The sequence below is a fragment of the Arthrobacter sp. NPDC097144 genome (genome assembly GCF_044762205.1).
GTDB lineage: Bacteria > Actinomycetota > Actinomycetes > Actinomycetales > Micrococcaceae > Arthrobacter_B.
This window is the reverse complement of the sequence record NZ_JBIWDW010000004.1, coordinates 337,753-355,609: the sequence shown is the minus strand read 5'-3', so window position 1 is coordinate 355,609 and position 17,857 is coordinate 337,753. Positions and strand designations below refer to the sequence as shown.

The window sequence follows — 17,857 nt, the reverse complement described above, 5'->3', positions numbered from 1 at the left end:
ACGTTGCAGCGGGTAAATCATATGGTGTCGGTAAGCGGGGCCAGAAAGCCTATGAATCGCCGCGCATCCTGCCAACCACATCGGTAACTGATGCGTCCATGACAATCTGGCCGTGCTCCAGCAGGACACCCCGCTCGCAGATCCGTGACACCAAATCCAGGTCATGGCTCACCACCACGAGTGTCTTGCCCTCGCCGGCCAGTTCCTTGATCTTGTCGATGCACTTCTTTTGGAACGGTTCATCGCCGACGGCCAGGATTTCATCCACCAGGAAGATGTCCGGGTCCGTATGCACTGCAACGGAGAAGGCGAGGCGCAGGTACATGCCGGAGGAGTAGAACTTGACCTCGGTGTCGATGAACTGGCCAATCTCCGAAAACTCAACGATCGAGTCGAACTTCTCGTCAATTTCCTGCTCCGTCATCCCAAGGATGGCGCCGTTGAGGTAGACGTTGTCGCGGCCGCTGAGGTCGTGGTGGAAACCCGCCCCCACCTCAATCAGTCCGGCCACGCGTCCGCGTGTCCCCACCGTTCCGCTGTCGGGGCGCATGACGCCGGAGATGTGCTTGAGGAGCGTGGATTTGCCGGACCCGTTCAGGCCCAGCAGTGCCACGGTCTCTCCCTGCTCGACGTCGAGGGACACGCCCTTGAGGGCATGGAACTTCTCGGACAGATCCCCCTTGCGGCCCTTGATCAGCCACACGAAGGCTTCCTTCATGGAACGGGTGTGCCGCAGGACAAACTGCTTGTTGACGTTATGTACTTCGATGGCGTTTGCCATGGTTCTACAGCTCCTGCGCGAAACGGCCTTCAAGGCGATGGAAGACGAGCTGGCCGAGCAGCAGCACAGCCGCCGAAATGGCCAGGGCAATAGGTATCCACACGGACAGCAGGTGCGGCGGAATCGCTTCGGCGCCGTCAGTGGTGGGCAGCCAGAACGCAAAATGGAAGGTCTCCACGCCCACGGTGATGGGGTTCAGCTGGTAGAGGTTGAAAAACGTCTCCCCCATCTTGTCCTGCACCATTTTCCAGGAGTACAGCACCGGCGACGCCCAAGTGGCGATCATCAACAGCATGTCCACCAGATTCTCGGCGTCACGGAAGTAGACGTTCACTGCGCCGAAAAGCAACCCAAGCCCCGTGGCGAGGAGCGCCACGATAATGAACCCGGCCACCGCGGCAGCCAATTGCAGCAGCGACGGCCGCCAGCCGTTGAACAGGCAGGCCACCACCAGGATGAGCATCTGGGGAACGAAGTGCACGGCGGAAACCCAGACAGACGCCACCGGGAAGAGCTGGCGGGGAAGATAGATCTTCTTGATCAGTCCGCCGTTTCCCACAATGGATCTGGACGCATTGCCCAGTGCTTCGGTGAAAAAGTTGATCAGGACGATGCCGGAGAACAAATAAATGGCGTAGTTGGGCAACCCGCCCGGATTCCGGGGGCTCTGCTCCAGATTCAGGAAAACGCCCAGGGCTACGTAGAAGACCACGAACTGTACGCCGGGCTTCACGTAGGACCACAGCAGGCCCAGAACGGATCCGCGGTAGCGGACCTTCAGCTCTTTGGAAACGAGCAGCTTGAGCAGGAAACGGGACCGGACGATGTCCGCCAGTCCCGCTCCCCGCCCCGGAGTTTCGAGTGCACCGGTGGACAAGCTTATTTACTCTCTTCCGAGTGTTCGGCGAAGGTCTTCTTCCACGCCTCGAAGGATGTGATTTCCGGAAGCGCCTCGCGGTACTGGTCGCTGAGCTTCTGCCAGTTCTTCAGGATTTCCGCGTTCAGCTTCACGGCCTCGGCCAGCAGGACCCGCAGCTGCTTGGGATCGCGCTTGTACCAGGACGCGCCGGTTCCCTCGGCGTTGGACACCACGGCGCTGTCGTACTGGGACATCCGCCACCACTTGTTGTCCTGGTGGGCAATGTAGGCCTGCGGATGCTCCAGGCTCGAGGCCGGCACCTTCTTGGTGAGCTGCCGGATAACCGTCTTCGCAGCCCACGGAATCAAGGTGGTGTAGGACGGTGCGGAGAAACCCTGGCCATGACGCGGCGGCTTGTGCATCACGGGGGCCGGGAAGGCCTCCGGTTCCGCCTGAATCTGCGAGTCGCTGAACTTCTTGGTCAGGGCACGGATTTCCGGCAGCTTCGTCGGGAGGATCTCATGCAGGTGCTCCGGGCCCTTCAACAGGTCCCGCAGAGCCATGACGCGGCCCTGCGCGGTGAAGTACTGCATGGAGATCAGGTGCTTGAGGTCGATGTATCCGGTCTCGCGGACCACACGGCCGCCGTGTTCATACGGGCTGTGGATCAGCGCGGCAATCATGCGGTTGCGGGTGTGGAAGTAGGCCTGCCAGCCCACCAGGTCATCCTTGTCGATCCAGGACACATGCCAGACCGCTGAGCCGGGCATCGACACCGTGGGGTATCCGGCGCTCTTGGCCCGCAAGCCGTATTCGGCGTCGTCCCACTTGATGAAGACCGGGAGGGAAAGACCAATGTCCTGGATTACCTTGGTGGGGATCAGGCACATCCACCAGCCGTTGTAGTCCACGTCCACCCGGCGGTGGAGCCATGGCGTGTGCCGCAGGTTGGAGCGCACAAAGTCGTGTCCCAGCGTCATCTGGTCATGCGGCTGGTCGGGCTGGAACCGGTACGGGTTCACCGTTTCACCAAAGGTGTGCAGGACGGTGCGGTTGTACAGGTCAAACATGTGGCCGCCCACAATGGTGGGGGTCTTGCAGCGGTCGGCGAAGGTCAGGAGGCGGGAGATGCTCTCCGGCTCCATCACGACGTCGTCGTCCAGGAGCAGGACGTAGTCGCTTCCGTTCTCGACGGCCTCGTACATGCCGCGTGCGAAACCGCCGGATCCGCCCAGGTTGGCCTGGTTGATGATCCGCAGCTTGCCGTCCAGCAGTGCTTCGACTTCAGCGAAACCCTCAGCGTCGGCAACCTTTTCGGTGCCCTGGTCAACGATCAGGACTTCCTTGACGAAGGCCAGGGCCTCGGGGTGCTCACCGAGGATGCGCAGGTTGTTGATGCAGAAGGAAGTCTTGTTGAGCGTGGTGATTTCCAGCGTGACGGCGCCGGGCTTCACCGGCTCTCCGGGAGCCTGCCATTCCGCTTCCTCAAGGATCAGGGGCTCGGACCCAGCAACCAGGTCAAACCAGTACCAGCCGCCGTCCCCGAAGGGCTTCAGGCTCAGTTCAAAGGTGCTGGTGGCCGGGGAATCCACGCGCTGGGTCTGAACATGCTGGAGCGAGCCGCGGGCGTTGGACTTGTAGACGCTGACGGCTCCGGTGCCCGTGGTCCGCACGCTGAGGCGCACGGTGTCCAAATTGGTCCAGCGGCGCCAGTAGCTGGCGGGGAAGGCGTTGAAGTACGTGCCGAAGGAGACACGCTCGCCGGGGCGGACGGAGGTGGATCGCCGGGAGAGGAAGTCTTCAGCGTGGGCTTCCTTCCCGGGCATTGCAGCAGACGGCGACTGGGAGTCGGTGTGCGCATCACCGTTCATGGTGGACAGCTGCACGCCCGTAGCGCTGCCGGTGTCCATGTACAGGGGAATGGTGTCCAGCTGATCCGTGGACGGCAGGATTACCCGCTGCAGCGGTGACCAGATCTGGTCCGGTTCATTCACCTTCGGTGTCCGCTTTGCGGCTGCGTCACTCACGCGTCTACTCCTCCGCTTTGAAGTTTCGCCCCGCCGGTGAAATGGGGCTTGATCTTATTGTCATACATCGACAACGCGGATCCGATCGCCATGTGCATGTCCAGGTACTTGTAGGTGCCGAGGCGGCCGCCGAACAGCACATCCTTTTCACCCTTGGCCAGGTCGCGGTAGGCCAGCAGCTTGGCCCGGTCCTCCGCAGTGTTGACCGGGTAGTACGGCTCGTCGCCCTTCTGCGCAAAACGGGAGTATTCGCGCATGATGACCGTGGCGTCCTTGGTGTAGTCCCGTTCCGGATGGAAATGGCGGAACTCATGGATGCGGGTGAAGGGAACATCCTCATCCGGGTAGTTCATGACGGAAGTGCCCTGGAAGTCTTCGATGGGCAGGACCTCTTCCTCGAGGTCGATGGTGCGCCAGGAGAGGTCGCCCTCGGCATAGTCGAAATAACGGTCGACTGCACCGGTGTAAATGACCGGAACCTGTCCCACTGTGTTGTCACGGGAGAACTCGTGGCCGTCGTCGAAAAAGTCCGTTTTCAGGTGCACCTGGATGTTCGGGTGATCGGCCATCCGCTCGATCCACGCCGTGTAGCCGTCTTTCGGCAGGCCTTCGTGCGTGTCGTTGAAGTACCGGTTGTCGTAGTTGTAGCGCACGGGCAGGCGGCTGATGATCTCGGCCGGCAGGTCCTTGGGATCGGTCTGCCACTGCTTGCCGGTGTAATGCTTGATGAACGCCTCGTACAGGGGCCGGCCAATCAGCTGGATTCCCTTGTCATTGAGGTTGGCCGGATCTGTGCCTGCCAGCTCGCCGGCCTGCTCCTGGATCAGCGCGCGGGCTTCAGCCGGCCCCATGGACGAACGGAAGAACTGGTTGATGGTGCCGAGGTTGATCGGCATGGAGTACACCTCGCCCTTATGGCTGGTGTAGACCTTGTGCACGTAGTTGGTGAACTCGGTGAAACGGTTGACGTACTCCCACACACGCTCATTCGAGGTGTGGAAAAGGTGGGCGCCGTAACGGTGCACTTCAATGCCGGTCTGCACCTCGTTCTCACTGTAGGCGTTGCCGCCAATGTGGTGGCGGCGGTCCAGCACTGCGACCTTGAGGCCCAGTTCCCGGGCAGCCCGCTCGGCTACGGTAAGGCCGAAAAAGCCCGACCCTACGACGACGAGGTCAACGTTCACTTGTTTCTCCTGTTTGTTTCGGTGCGGCCTATCCGGGCACGGACCCGACGGTCTAGGTTATCCGAGAATCGAAGCACGGGCACTTTTCCAGGCCCCTGCCGCTTGTTACCAAGGCACCGCTGCATGGAACCGGCGGTCGAATTCATCAGTCATTGACGCTGTGTAAGTGGTTGTCAGGTGGTTGCCGTCCAGATAAACGTAGACGTTCCCCACCACCGGCATGCAGGTCCCGTCGGGGCAGATCAAATCTGTCATGTCGATGAGTTCCAGGCCGGGCATGGAATCGAAAAGCGACGCCACCGCTGCAGGATCCGAGAGCTTCTGGTCCACGGCAGTGTTGCAGTCATCCGACCCGGCGCCGTTGGCCTCGGCGCACTGCAGCATATTGAAGGCGTATCGCGGGTTATCCCGCACACCGATTACCGGAACTCCTCCCTGGCGCAGCATTTCTGCCGCTTCCGGAAGTCCGGCGACCGGAGGATCGGACGGTTCCACCGGGTGGGCCGCCGTAGCGACAGTCACGACGGCGTCTGGCTTCAGTTCCAGCGCGTAGTCCACGGCTGCTTCATTGAAGCTGTTGCAGTCTTCCCCGCGGCCCTCGGTGAGGGCACCGAACTGGCACCCGCCCAGCAGCAGGGAAACCAGCCGGTAGTTGTGCTCGTTGGCGAGGGGCTCCAGCGCTCCCAGCCACTGTTCGGCGTGGGAATCGCCAATCACCAGGATGGTTTTCTCCGGCTGCGGGGAAGGCTCTGTCATCATGCAGTTTCCGGCCAGCACCGGGTCCCCGGGCGCGGCCTCGAACTCGGAGCAGTCACCCTCCAGGACGCCCCACTCCTGGTCCAGCGCACTGAGCGCGGGAACGGGCTGGGCATCAGGGCTGCTGAGGTCCTCGAAGCCTGCAAGCAGTGAGCGGGCACCGGGATTATCCCTCATCGCCGCGGCCGCCTGCTTCTCGGCCTGCGTTTTGAGTCCGTACTGCCAGCCGGCAATCGGAGCCGCGGCGACGGCGATGCAAAGGCCTATCACCAGTGCGGCGCGGGCTGAGTTGCGGTTTACCCATGCGGAGGACCGGAGCGGACGCTCAACCAGTTTGGTTGTCAGGTAGGCGAGGACCAGTGACACAGCAATGATCGCGGTTCCCCCAACCGGCCCCACCTCCTGGCGGTCCCGCCAAATCAGGTAGATCACCAGGACCGGCCAGTGCCATAAGTACAGGGCATAGGACATGTCGCCCAGGCGCATCAGCGGTTTCCAGGACAACAGCCGGTCCGCTCCGATGCGGCTTCCGGTCTGGCCGGCAATAATGACGAACGACGCGGCCAGGAGCGGCATCAGAGCCACGTAGCCGGGGAACTGGCCCTGGACGTCCAGCAGGAAGCCCACACTGAGCATGGTGGCCAAACCGAGCCACCCGGCCGCGATCCGCAGGCCCCGGGGAAGCTTCAAGTACGGCAGCGCCAGAGCGAGCAGGGATCCCAGCGCGAATTCCCACAGCCGGGTGCGGGTGTCGAAGTAGGCATGGGCCTGGTTGGTGTAGGTTTCAAGGATCGAGAAGCCCAGGGACAGGGCAAAAACCGATCCGAAGACAATCAGCACCATCCGCCGGAACCGGACCCGGACGATCTTGGCCAGAAGTGCCGATGCCGCCAGGAGCAGCGGCCAGAGAATAAAGACCTGTCCCTGGATGGAAAGGGACCAGAAATGCTGCAGGGGGCTCGCCGTGCTGTGGTCTGCGGCGTAATAGTCCACGGACTGCGCTGCGAGCAGCCAGTTCTGGAAATACAGCAGTGAGGCCCAGCTCTGCGAAAGGATCTCGGTCCAGCGGCTCTGCGGGACAAACAGCGCCGTTGCCGTCAGGGTTCCAACGAGCACCACTATGACCGGAGGCAGCAGCCGCTTGAACTGGTGAAGCCAGTAGCGGCCAAGTGCCAGGGGCCGCCCGCCCTCCACCTTGCGGATGAAGGAGAGTGTCAGCAGGAACGCGGAGATGAGGAGGAAGACATCCACCCCGCCGGAAACCCGCCCGAACCAGATGTGATAGGTGACCACCATCAGTACGGCGAGGGCTCGCAGTCCCTGCACTTCGGGACGGTAGGCGGGCTTGGCGGCAGACGGAGTTGCGGCGCGAGCGGTGACCGGTTTGAGTCCCGTTTCTAGCTTCGACACACAGACCTCTCGTCAGGACAGCAATTCAGCCATAAACTGTACCCCCTCAAACAAGGAGGCTCAGGGCCGCTGCCGTTGACGCGGCACGTACGTTGGGCCCGCTCGGCACCATTCTAAGGGCCTTGCCTTATCCCGCTTAAAAGCCACGCCCGCGCGGCTGCACGTTCACAAACCACTTGGAACAGGACACCTGCGCACAGGTATTCCACGGCTCGCGGGGCCGTCCCGGCGAAAGCCGGCGTGTGGCCGATTCCACTGCCGGGCCGGTTACAGGGCCTTTGTCTCCCCCGAGAGTCTCGAGGTGTGCCGGACGACGGGGCGGGTAAACAGCAATATCAACACAGCAACGGCGGGCACCAGCAGGAGCAGCCCGGCGAGCAGGACTCCGCCCTGCAGCGTGGGGACGGCGATCACGAGGGCGAACAGCTGGAACACCAGCACTCCGGCCCGGGTCCAGCGGAAACCACGGAAGAAGAAGTGCCCCAGGGCCAGCAGCCATCCGCCTGCAGCTGCCAGCAGGACGGTAGTGAACACCGCACCGCCCATGGATACCGGGGTTTCCGTGAAGAGGTTGTAGACAAACCAGCCCGCCAGCACCAGGAGAACTGCTGCTTCCAGGACCAGGACTGCGGAAATGAAGATAACTGCCGCTGGACGGGACGCGGGGCGGCCCCCATGCGGCTCTTGAAGTCTTGACACACTGGCACACTACCGGACATAGTCGGAGAGCTCTGCGCCGGGGCGCGGATTGACTGTCGCCGCTGTGACACATCCCTCACAGTTTCGGGCAAATTGGGAGCTCCCTAACCCTTGTATGAGGTTCCGTTACATGGAATCCTAGGAGCTGGGGAAATGTGGGGCCGGAGCTGGCCCCTTTCGTTTGCAGTTGCTCGTGAATGTTTTCACAAACGGGAGACAACTATTTAGAGGAGATTGTGATTAGCATGGATTGGCGGAGCCGCGCAGCGTGTCTGGACAAAGATCCGGAGCTGTTCTTCCCTGTGGGCAACACCGGCCCGGCTCTTCTTCAGATTGAAGAGGCCAAGAGTGTGTGCCGCCGATGCCCGGTCATGGATACCTGCCTCCAGTGGGCTATCGAAACCGGCCAGGATGCCGGCGTTTGGGGCGGCATGAGTGAAGATGAACGCCGCGCACTGAAGCGCCGTGCCGCACGCGCACGCCGCGCTTCTTAATGAGCCGGATTTAGTCCGGGAAACTTCAGGAAGGGCCGCTGCCAAGAGCAGCGGCCCTTCCTGTTTAACCCGTTTACAGGCCGGAACTACAACACGTCAGTTCCGGCGCGACGCATTGTCCAATCCCATTTCAATGCGCACTTCCGTTCCGCCTCCCGGACGGGCAGACCATTCAATGGTGCCGTCCAGTTCGCTCTGCACCAGGGTACGGACAATTTGGAGTCCCAAACCCTCCCGGCGGGGCCCCGGCGGCAGCCCCACGCCGTCGTCGGCCACGGTGACAATAAGGATTTCCTCGGCATAGGCGCCGTGCTGCCGCGCCGCACTAAGCCACACCGTGCCCTTGCGGTCGGACAAGCCGTGTTCGACGGCGTTTGTGACCAGTTCATTGATCACCAGTGCCAGCGGGGTCGCGAAATCACTGGGCAGCTCCCCGAAGGACCCCTCCTTTTCGGTGCGGACCTGCTGGGTTGGCGAGGCCACTTCGGCAGCCAGGCGGAACTGGCGGTCAATGAGCTCATCAAAGTTGACGTTCTGCGTCAGTCCCTGGGACAGGGTTTCGTGGACCAGGGCAATGGTGGCAACCCGGCGCATGGCCTGCGCCAGCCCCTGCTTGCCTTCTTCGCTTTCCATCCGCCGTGACTGCATGCGCAGCAGCGCGGCCACTGTCTGCAGGTTGTTCTTGACCCGGTGGTGGATTTCGCGGATGGTGGCGTCCTTGGACACCAGCTCCATTTCCCTGCGGCGCAGTTCGGAAACATCCCGGCACAGCACCAGGGCGCCAAACCGTTCCTTCTCGTCCCGCAGCGGAATGGCCCGCAGCGACAGGCTGACTCCCCGGGACTCGATTTCCGTGCGCCACGGCATCCGTCCGGTCACCACCAGCGGCAGCGTTTCATCCACCATGCGCCGGTCCTTGAGCAGCGCCGTGGTGATTTCCGCAAGGGCTCGGCCTTCCAGCGCCTCCATCTCCCCCAGCCGGCGGAAAGCGGAGACGCCGTTGGGCGAGGCATACTGCACCACGCCCTCGGCATCCATGCGGATGAGTCCGTCTCCCACGCGGGGAGCGCCGCGGCGGGAACCCGTGGGTGTGGCGAAGTCGGGCCACAGCCCCAGGGTTCCCATCCGCAGCAGATCATAGGCGCACTGCCGGTAGGTCAGTTCCAGCCGTGACGGCATGCGGGAGGAGGACAGGTCCATGTGGCTGGTGACCACGGCCAGGGTGCGGCCGTTGCGGACAAAAGGAATGGCTTCCACCCGCATGGCAGTCTCCGCCGTCCAGCTCGTTTCCGGAGACCGTTCAATGACCTGGCTGTTCCACGCCCTGTCAACGAGGGGCTGCAGATCCGCCCGGATCCGCTCCCCCACGAAGTCGCTGTGGAACACGGTGTGCGACGTCGACGGGCGGGCATGAGCCAGCGCAACATAGCTGCCGTCCGGAAGAGGGAACCAGAGCGCGAGATCCGCAAACGCCAGGTCGGCGACCAGCTGCCAGTCGCCGACCAAAAGGTGCAGCCACTCCGCGTCCCCCGGTCCAAAATCGGCATGGTCCTTGATGGGATCGGTAAATATGGCCACTGTCTCTTTTTCTTTTCGTATCTAGCGTCGGACGATGGAGCGCAGCAGGCGCAGAGCAACCGAAAGGGATGCCATGTCCTCGTGCTCCAGTTTGTTCACATCTTCGAACATCACCCGGGCACGCTCCAAATTGTCCGAGTTCTGCTCTTCCCAGAGCGCTACCCGCTTCAACGGATCCTCGCCGGCCTGTCCCGCCGTCGCGGTCAGTGCGGCGACCGTCATGTCAGCGACCGTGGAGTACAGGTCGTCGCGGAGCGCGGCCCGTGCCAGCGCCTGCCAGCGGTCACCGCGCGGAAGCTTGGTGATCCGTTCCAGCAGATCGTCAACACCGAACCGCTCGTAGAGTGCAAAGTAGACACCTGCAACGTTCGCGGCCGGCTCATCCACCCGCTTTGCTGCCAGCAGTGCAATGTCCAGCAGGCCAAAGCTCTCAAACAGTTCCGCCCAGTAGGTGCCCAGGTTTTCCGGGACGTCCCATTCGCGGGAGCGTTCAAGGGCTGCCTGGAACCGGTCAAGGTCGGCGCCCTTCAGGTAGTGAAGGAGATCTGCCCGCAGCGGACCGATGACCGGCTTGAACGCCTCGATGTCTTCGTCGATGGAGCTGCCGCGCCCCACATGGTTGACGAACCAGCGGACGGCCCGGTCCAGCAGCCGGCGCATGTCCAGATGGATGGTCGTCCAGTTTTCCGTGGGGAAGCTGGCCGGCAAGTGGTTCAGTTCATCAATGACGCCGTCGATCTCGTAGATTTCCCGCAGGGCGGTGAAGGCACGGGCCACCATGGATTCGGTGGCCGAGGTTTCCTCGATGACCCGGAAAGCGAAGGTGATGCCGCCAATGTTGATGATGTCATTGGCCACCATGGTGGAGATGATTTCCCGGCGCAGCGGATGGGTGTCCAGCTGGTCGTCAAAGCGTTCCACCAGCTGTTGCGGGAAGTACCGGCGCAGCGTCCCGCTGAAGTAGGGGTCGTCTGCGAGATCGGACTGCGTCAGTGCCTTGGTCAGCTCGATCTTGGCATAGGCGGCCAGCACCGACAGTTCGGGCGATGTAAGGCCCTCGCCGGCGGCCACACGGGCCCGCAGTTCCTCATTTGTCGGCAGCGCTTCCAGCTCGCGGTTCAGATCCGAGTGCTTCTCGAGCCAGTCCATCAGCCGCTCGTAGCTGGGGCTCCACTCGATAACGTGGCGGCGGTCATTGAGCAGGAGCATGTTCTGGTCTTTGTTGTCCTGCAGGACCAGGCGCCCAACCTCGTCCGTCATGGAGTGCAGGAACTCTGCACGCTCTGCCGGATCCAGCTTGCCGGCGGCAACCATGCGGTCCACGAAGATCTTGATGTTGACTTCATGGTCCGAGCAGTCCACGCCCGCCGAGTTGTCTATGGCGTCGGTGTTGAGGATGACTCCGGCACGGGCCGCTTCAATACGGCCGCGCTGGGTCATGCCCAGGTTTCCGCCTTCGCCGACCACCTTGACCCGCAGGTCCCGGCCGTCCACGCGGATGGCGTCATTTGCCTTGTCCCCAACCTCCGTGTTGGTCTCCGTGGAGGCCTTGACGTAGGTGCCGATGCCGCCGTTGTAGAGCAGGTCTGCCGGCGCCTTGAGGATGGCACGCAGCAGGTCCGGCGGGCTCATCTTGGTGACTTCGCTGCCCAGCCCCAGTGCCTGGCGGACCTCGGAACTGACCGGGATGCTCTTGGACTGGCGCGGGAAGACTCCCCCGCCGTCGCTGATCAGTGAGGCGTCGTAATCAGCCCAGGAGGAACGGGGCAGCTCGAAGAGCCGGCGGCGTTCCGCATAGGAGGCGGCAGGGTCCGGATTGGGGTCCAGGAAAATATGCCGGTGGTCAAAGGCTGCAATCAGCTTGACCTGGTTGGACAGAAGCATGCCGTTGCCGAAGACGTCACCGCTCATATCACCAACGCCGACGGCGGTGAACGGTTCGGTCTGCGTGTCCACACCCAGCTCGCTGAAGTGGCGTTTCACCGATTCCCAGGCACCGCGGGCAGTGATGCCCATGGCCTTGTGGTCATAACCTACGGAACCGCCTGAGGCGAAGGCATCGCCCAGCCAGAAGCCGTACTCTGCGGAAAGTGCGTTGGCGATGTCGGAGAAGGAAGCAGTGCCCTTGTCCGCGGCCACCACGAGGTAGCTGTCGTCACCGTCATGTCGCACGACGCGCTGCGGCGGAACCACCTGTTCTTCGCCGTCGGTGGACAGCACCAGGTTGTCGGTGATGTCCAGCAGGGCCCGGATGAAGGTGCGGTAGCTTTCCTTGCCTTCTTCCATCCACGCTCCGCGGTCCGCTGCCGGGTCAGGCAGCTGCTTCGCGTAGAAGCCGCCCTTGGCACCGGTCGGAACGATCACGGCGTTCTTCACTGTCTGTGCCTTGACCAGCCCGAGGATTTCCGTGCGGAAGTCTTCCCGGCGGTCGGACCAGCGCAGGCCGCCACGGGCAACCTCACCGAAGCGAAGGTGGACGCCTTCAACCCGCGGAGAGTAGACCCAGATTTCATACTTGGGCCGCGGGAACGGAGCCCCCTCGATGGCCGCCGTGTTCAGCTTGAAACTGACGTACGGCTTGTCCTGGTAGAAGTTGGTGCGCAGGGTGGAGTTGATCAGGTTGGCTACGGTGCGCAGGACCCGGTCAGCGTCCAGGGTGGGGACCTTTTCCAGTCCCGCATCCAGCGCCGTGCGGGCCGCTTCTTCGGCGGCGGTGCGTTCATCTTCGGACAGTTCAGGATCAAACCGCGCTTCAAAGAGGGCCACGAGTGCGCGGGCCACCTCCGGATTGCGGCGCAGCGTTCCGGCAACAAAACCATAGGAATTGGTGTTGCCCAGCTGGCGCATGTACTTGGCGTAGCTGCGCAGGATGACCACCTGGCGCCAGGACAGCCCCTGCTCAAGGATCAGCCGGTCAAAGTAATCCGACTCGCTCGCTCCGGACGCCTCGGCGCGGAAGGCTTCAGCGAGCAGGGAACCGGTCTTGATCGGGTCCAGCCCCGCCGGGTATTTCAGTCCCAGATCGTAGAGGAACACCGAAGTGCCGTCTCCCCTGCGAATCTCATAGGGACGTTCGTCAAGCACTTCCAGGCCCAGGTTGTGCAGGGTGGGAAGCAGCTGCGTCAGGGAACGCGGCTGCAGCAGGTACAGTTTCAGCCGCGCGTCCTCGCTGCCGCTGACGCCGGTGCGCTCGGGAACGTAGACGAACAGCTCGGGGGACGACTCGGGTTCAGCCAGCCGGGCCTCAAAGCGGGCAATGTCCTCCAGGGCATCTTCGACTTCGTATCCGACGCGGTAGTTTTCGGGGAAGGCTTCGGCCCACAGGCCAGCCAGCCGCTGCGCGTCGCTCCGGCTGTACTTGGCACGGAGAACTTCGCTGATGCCTTCGCTCCAGGAACGGGCAGCCTTCACCAGCCGCTGTTCCAGCGCAACCGGATCGATGTCCTGGATTTCTTCGCCGCGCGGCAGCCGGATGCGGAAGAAGATACGGGTCAGTGCGGACTCGGTCAGCCGCGCCTCGAAGTCGATTGACTCGGCGTTGAAGCTGGAGCGCAGTTCGTCCTGGATGCGCAGGCGGACCGAGGTGTTGTACCGGTCCCTGGGCAGGAAGACCAGGGCGGACATGAACCTCCCGTACACGTCCGGGCGGAGGAACAGCCGGGTACGGCGTCGTTCCTGCAGCCGGAGGATGCTCTGGGCTGTTTCCAGCAGCGTCTCCACGTCAATCTGGAACAGCTCGTCCCGCGGATACGTTTCCAGGATGGACAGCAGGTCCTTGCCGGAGTGCGAATCGGCGGGGAAGCCGGCACGGCGCATGACTTCGCGGACCTTGTCCCGAACGATCGGGATATTGCGTACGGAGCCGGTGTAGGCACCGGTGGAGAACAATCCGATAAACCGGCGCTCACCGTTGACGTTGCCCTGGGCATCAAAGCTCTTGACGCCGATGTAGTCCAGGTAGGCGGCCCGGTGCACGGTGGACCGGGAATTGGCCTTGGTGATCACCAGTGCGCGCTTTTCCCGGGCCTTCGCCCGGCCGGCGCTGGTCAGGTGCTGCACGCGTCCGGCTGCCGAGGCACGGCTGAGCAGTCCCAGCCCCTTGTCCGAGCTGACGCGCAGCAGGTCCTCGCCGTTTTCGGAGATGAGGTCGTACTCGCGGTAGCCCAGGAACGTGAAGTTGCCGTTGTCCAGCCAGGAAAGCAGCTCGCGGGCCTGCGTCAAGTCGGGAATGTCACGGGGATTTGCGGCATTTTCCAAGGAACGGGAGACCTCGTGGACCTTTGCCCGCATGGCAGGCCAGTCGGCAACTGCCAGGCGGACGTCCTCAAGGACCTTCTGCAGGCCGGCGATGAGTTCGCTGCGCTGGTCCTCATCGGCCAGCCGTCCGATTTCCACCGCAATCCAGGATTCAACGCGGGTGGTTTCGTTCTGCTTGCCCAGAAGGCTGGAAAGGTTGGGCATGGCGGCGGTGTCGCCGCTGGAAATCCCCGCGCTGGCCGGCACCCGGTGCACTGCCTGCAGTTCGCCGGTTTCCCGGTCCCGGTTGGCCAGGAAGGTGGGGTGCACCACGAGCCTGATAGCGGCGTTGCGGCGCACGATCTCCGCAGTCACCGAATCAACAAGGAACGGCATGTCGTCGGTGACGATCAGGATGACGCTGGCATCGCCGTCGTCCATGATGTCCACGGACGCCGAGCCGTCGGGCCGGACGGCTCCCAGGCTGCGGTGACGCACCGCCCTTTCCCGCAGGGCCGACGGCGGATATCCGTCTGCGTCTTCCCCTGCCAGATGCTCGTAGTAGTTCCCTATGAATTCATCCAGGGACTCGTCGATACCCGATAGATCCGAAATGGGGGATCCAGACGACATGTAATACGCCTCCGTTGTTGCCTTCTTTGCCACCCGCTTCTTTGCGGATGGCTTTCCTTGAGCCTATCCCGCAAGGGTGAAAAGGTCACTTTGCCGCGGCCGCAATCCGTTTGCTCCGGCGCCGGGTGGAAACCCGGACCTCAGCGAGCGCCGCAATCGCATGCCGAAGGGGTGATGAAGGTGCCGTCTCCAGCAGCGCGGAACCTGCCAGCAAAGCCGCATCAACTGTGGCATATTCCGCCGGAAGGAAAGCGGTCACAGGCATTCCTGGTCCAAACCGTTCCCAGGCATCGCGCAGCTGCCGTTCCGGCGAACGCCCCACCGAAGAACTGCGCACTTTGTTCAGCACCACTTTCGGTGCGGTGCCGGGCACCGCACTTTCCAGTTCCGCAAGTGCCCTGACAAGCCGCGGAACCCCCACGGAATCAGCAGCCCCCACGGCAAGCACTGTGTCCGCGAGTTCCAGGGCGCGCAGCGTGGCACCGTTGCGCCGCGGTGCCATGGTGTCGAAGCTCAGCTCTTCATCCGTCTCCAGGCTGAAGCCGCAGTCGATGACAATCAGGTCCACGCTCTTGCGCGCCTGCTCCACCACCAGCCCCAGGGCGGTGGGCCGCAACTCGATCCAGCGGTCCGACCGGGTGATCCCGGTCAGCACCAGCAGGCGCGGCCCCTTGATGGACACGCTGAGGGTGCTGCGGAGCAGCGATTCCCCGTCCAGCATGCCCTGCTCCGCGAGCCGGCAGGCCTGCGCAACTCCTGCCGATTCCTCCAGCAGGCCCAGGTGCGCGGCCACCGAGGATCCGTACGTGTCCGCGTCCACCAACAGCACGGCCTTTCCTGCAGCTGCCGCTTCGGCGGCAAGATTGACGGCGACGGTGGTCCGGCCGGGGGCGCCGGCCGGTCCCCACACCGCGGTGACTGAACCGGCTGCCCGCTCATCTGCAGCGCTGCCCGTTCCGCAGTCCGCCGTCCCGTCCGTGGTTCCCCCGCGCCCCTGCCCGGTGCGGGACTCCCCCGTCCAATCGCTGAGGGCCCGGGAAGGATCGGCCAGGAGCGCCGCGCGCCCGGCGCCGTCGTCCAAGCGGCCCACTGCCTCCGCAACCAGGTCCGACAGCACCTCGGGGCGGGAATTGCGCGGGGCATGGACTATGTCCAGCGTGTCGAGGCGGCGCTGGACATTCTCCTCGTCGCTCAGCACCAGCAGCGCCACGCCCGACGACGCCAGCCGGTCTGCCAGAGCTGCAGTGATTTCCCCGGCGTCGTCAGTGATGATGGCAGCGCGTGCGATGCCGCTTTGGCAGGCGGCGATCAGTTCGGGCATTTCGGCGCAGCGGCGCACCACGGTCACGGGCCCGTGGAGGCGTTCCAGGTCCTGGACGAGGTTCCCCACCCCGCTGCCCGCCGTGACGACGGGGATATTCATGAGCCCGCCGCCGGGTTGAGTACCACGGCAATCTTGGCACCGTTGGACCGTGCGCTGAGCAGGGCCGACAGATCGTCATCCTCCACCAGGACCAGGATCTCCGTGGCCCGGGTGGCGCCCAGGACGGACTCATCGATGGTCAGTTCAGAAATTTCAGCTCCGGACAAAATCTGCCGCGGCTCCTTGAACCCGCTTTGTTCATCCGGCATGGAGGACCAGACGTCAACCCGTGACCCTGCCTGCGTTCCGGAGGGCAGCGGATCATCCACGCGCAGCCCCACCGGCTTCCGATCGAGCTCATCCGCTGTGCCCAAATCACTGCGGGAGACCAGTTCGCCCTTCCGCAGCAGTCCGGTGGCAACGGCTTTGTCCGGAATGCCGTCCGCCGCCGGCAGATAGGATTCCTCTACATCTCCGAGCCGCACGGGCACCACGGCGAAGTCCTCGGCAGTGACAGGGGTTCCCAGCGGGATGGCCTCGTCAACGGCAAACACCTCAGTGGTTTGGTCCGCTGATCCCACGAGCGCCACCACGCCCGCCGTGGAGGCGAGTACCAGGAGTATCCCCACCAGCAGCCGCGGATCTTTCCACGACGGCTTTTTCAAACGGGGCGCGGCTGCCTGCGTGCTTGTTGCGAGACTCATTTCTTCCCCCTGTTTTCCCTGCGTTTCCCCCTGGGCTTCCCCCGGCGACGCCGGAGTCCGGGGCTGCCGGGCCCGGACTGGCAATCGCTGACATTGTTGACCACAAATACGCGGATTGAAACGGTGATTTGGGGAAAAGTTCAAAGTGTGGATAACGTGACCAGCGCAGCTGCAGCAATGGGACACTGATGGCAGCAGTGCGGCACCCGGATACGCGGTAAACGGATACAGAGGTGGATACGTGGGTGAGAAGAGGTTCCTGACGCTGGCCGATGTCGGCGAGGTGCTGAACATATCTTCGTCCCAGACATATGCCCTGGTACGGTCCGGAGAGCTCCCTGCCATCCAAATCGGGGGCCGGGGGCAGTGGCGGGTGGAGTCCCGCGTGCTGGAGGAATTTATTGCCGATGCCTACCGGCGGTCTGCCTCCGGCCAGCGTGAAGGAGCACCCCAGGGCGCCCTCCCCGAGCAGTAAGGGAACGGCTGCAGGGTATCAGCGGGCGGAGCTGACCGCGGCAACGGCGGAAAGCGGGACGGCGCAGACGCCGCGGACATTTTCCGCCCGGCGCGGTTCGCCGTGCGGTATCAGCGACAGTTCAAAGAAATCCTTCCCCACCCGGTCCACGGTGCCCGCCAGGGCTGAGGCCGGCGGCACGCCGGCCGGGTGCACCCGGACATGTGCACGGTTCCGTGAGAGCGCGCGGAGGGCTGATGCCAGCCCAAGCCGTGCCACCGGCGCCTCGATGTCGGAGAAGCGATCCATCCCGCTGATGGACAACGCGTGGTCAAGGACGATGACGGAGGAACGGCCCCTGTCCTCCAGCACAACCCACCCGCGGCCCACATGGCTGAGCACTCCCTCAACGGCTCCCGGAAGCCCCAGATCGATTTTGAGCAGCCTCCCGGTCTGGCTGTGCAGCCGGCCGGCCAATTCCAATGCGGCAAAGTCCGTTCGAAGCCGCTCCGACACCTCGGACTCGAGGACCTGTTCGCGCGCCGCAGCAAGCTGGGCTTCCAAATCGGCAAAAAGTGCTTCCCATCGCATCTGCACAGGCTAGCCGCTCCCCCGGCCCCCAACTACGGCGCAGCGTTACGCACAATCCCGCAAACACCCTAGACACCCTCAGGGCTGG

General features: G+C 63.4%; 13 protein-coding genes. 2 read left to right on the top strand and 11 right to left on the bottom strand.

Annotation, left to right across the window (positions count from 1 at the left end; genetic code table 11):
* Window positions 1-49: 49 nt before the first annotated feature.
* From ACIQXM_RS11555 to ACIQXM_RS11530, 6 genes are all read right to left on the bottom strand, one after another.
* Entirely contained in the window at window positions 50-781 is a 732-nt protein-coding gene (locus ACIQXM_RS11555; RefSeq protein ID WP_400931540.1) for an ABC transporter ATP-binding protein, read from the bottom strand.
* 4 nt (window positions 782-785) lie between these two features.
* On the bottom strand, window positions 786-1,658 hold the full coding sequence (locus tag ACIQXM_RS11550) for an ABC transporter permease (RefSeq protein WP_400931538.1): 873 nt from the start codon (window positions 1,656-1,658) through the stop codon (window positions 786-788).
* Window positions 1,659-1,660: 2 nt separating this feature from the next.
* Window positions 1,661-3,667 (bottom strand): glycosyltransferase, encoded by a 2,007-nt coding sequence (locus tag ACIQXM_RS11545; RefSeq protein WP_400931536.1) that lies wholly within the window; start codon window positions 3,665-3,667, stop codon window positions 1,661-1,663.
* The gene (gene glf, locus ACIQXM_RS11540) at window positions 3,664-4,851 is read right to left on the bottom strand and encodes a UDP-galactopyranose mutase (RefSeq protein ID WP_400931534.1); all 1,188 of its coding nucleotides are present in this window, start codon (window positions 4,849-4,851) and stop codon (window positions 3,664-3,666) included. The genes ACIQXM_RS11545 and glf overlap by 4 nt, the downstream gene beginning before the upstream one ends.
* Before the next feature lie 105 nt (window positions 4,852-4,956).
* Window positions 4,957-7,017, bottom strand: coding sequence for an acyltransferase family protein (locus ACIQXM_RS11535; RefSeq protein WP_400931532.1), 2,061 nt, complete (start codon window positions 7,015-7,017; stop codon window positions 4,957-4,959).
* A gap of 267 nt (window positions 7,018-7,284) precedes the next feature.
* Window positions 7,285-7,716, bottom strand: a complete 432-nt coding sequence (locus ACIQXM_RS11530; protein ID WP_400931530.1) for a hypothetical protein — start codon at window positions 7,714-7,716, stop codon at window positions 7,285-7,287.
* A 245-nt stretch (window positions 7,717-7,961) separates the two neighbouring features.
* Here ACIQXM_RS11530 and ACIQXM_RS11525 point away from each other — a divergent pair, with 245 nt between their 5' ends.
* Window positions 7,962-8,210, top strand: coding sequence for a WhiB family transcriptional regulator (locus tag ACIQXM_RS11525; RefSeq protein ID WP_104052537.1), 249 nt, complete (start codon window positions 7,962-7,964; stop codon window positions 8,208-8,210).
* Window positions 8,211-8,306: 96 nt separating this feature from the next.
* Here ACIQXM_RS11525 and ACIQXM_RS11520 read toward each other — a convergent pair whose 3' ends face one another.
* The 4 genes from ACIQXM_RS11520 to ACIQXM_RS11505 form a co-directional block, all read right to left on the bottom strand.
* Window positions 8,307-9,788 carry a sensor histidine kinase gene (locus ACIQXM_RS11520; protein ID WP_400931528.1) on the bottom strand — a complete coding sequence of 494 codons (1,482 nt, stop codon included), beginning with the start codon at window positions 9,786-9,788 and terminating at the stop codon, window positions 8,307-8,309.
* Window positions 9,789-9,809: 21 nt separating this feature from the next.
* Window positions 9,810-14,657 carry an NAD-glutamate dehydrogenase gene (locus ACIQXM_RS11515; RefSeq protein WP_400931526.1) on the bottom strand — a complete coding sequence of 1,616 codons (4,848 nt, stop codon included), beginning with the start codon at window positions 14,655-14,657 and terminating at the stop codon, window positions 9,810-9,812.
* Window positions 14,658-14,742: 85 nt separating this feature from the next.
* Entirely contained in the window at window positions 14,743-16,080 is a 1,338-nt protein-coding gene (locus ACIQXM_RS11510; protein WP_400931524.1) for a CpaE family protein, read from the bottom strand.
* Entirely contained in the window at window positions 16,077-16,724 is a 648-nt protein-coding gene (locus ACIQXM_RS11505; RefSeq protein WP_400931522.1) for a hypothetical protein, read from the bottom strand. The genes ACIQXM_RS11510 and ACIQXM_RS11505 overlap by 4 nt, the downstream gene beginning before the upstream one ends.
* 241 nt (window positions 16,725-16,965) lie before the next feature.
* Between ACIQXM_RS11505 and ACIQXM_RS11500 the strand changes: the two genes are divergently transcribed.
* Window positions 16,966-17,199 (top strand): helix-turn-helix domain-containing protein, encoded by a 234-nt coding sequence (locus ACIQXM_RS11500; RefSeq protein WP_400931520.1) that lies wholly within the window; start codon window positions 16,966-16,968, stop codon window positions 17,197-17,199.
* An 18-nt stretch (window positions 17,200-17,217) separates the two neighbouring features.
* Here ACIQXM_RS11500 and ACIQXM_RS11495 read toward each other — a convergent pair whose 3' ends face one another.
* Window positions 17,218-17,769, bottom strand: a complete 552-nt coding sequence (locus tag ACIQXM_RS11495; protein WP_400931518.1) for a hypothetical protein — start codon at window positions 17,767-17,769, stop codon at window positions 17,218-17,220.
* Between the last annotated feature and the right edge of the window lie 88 nt (window positions 17,770-17,857).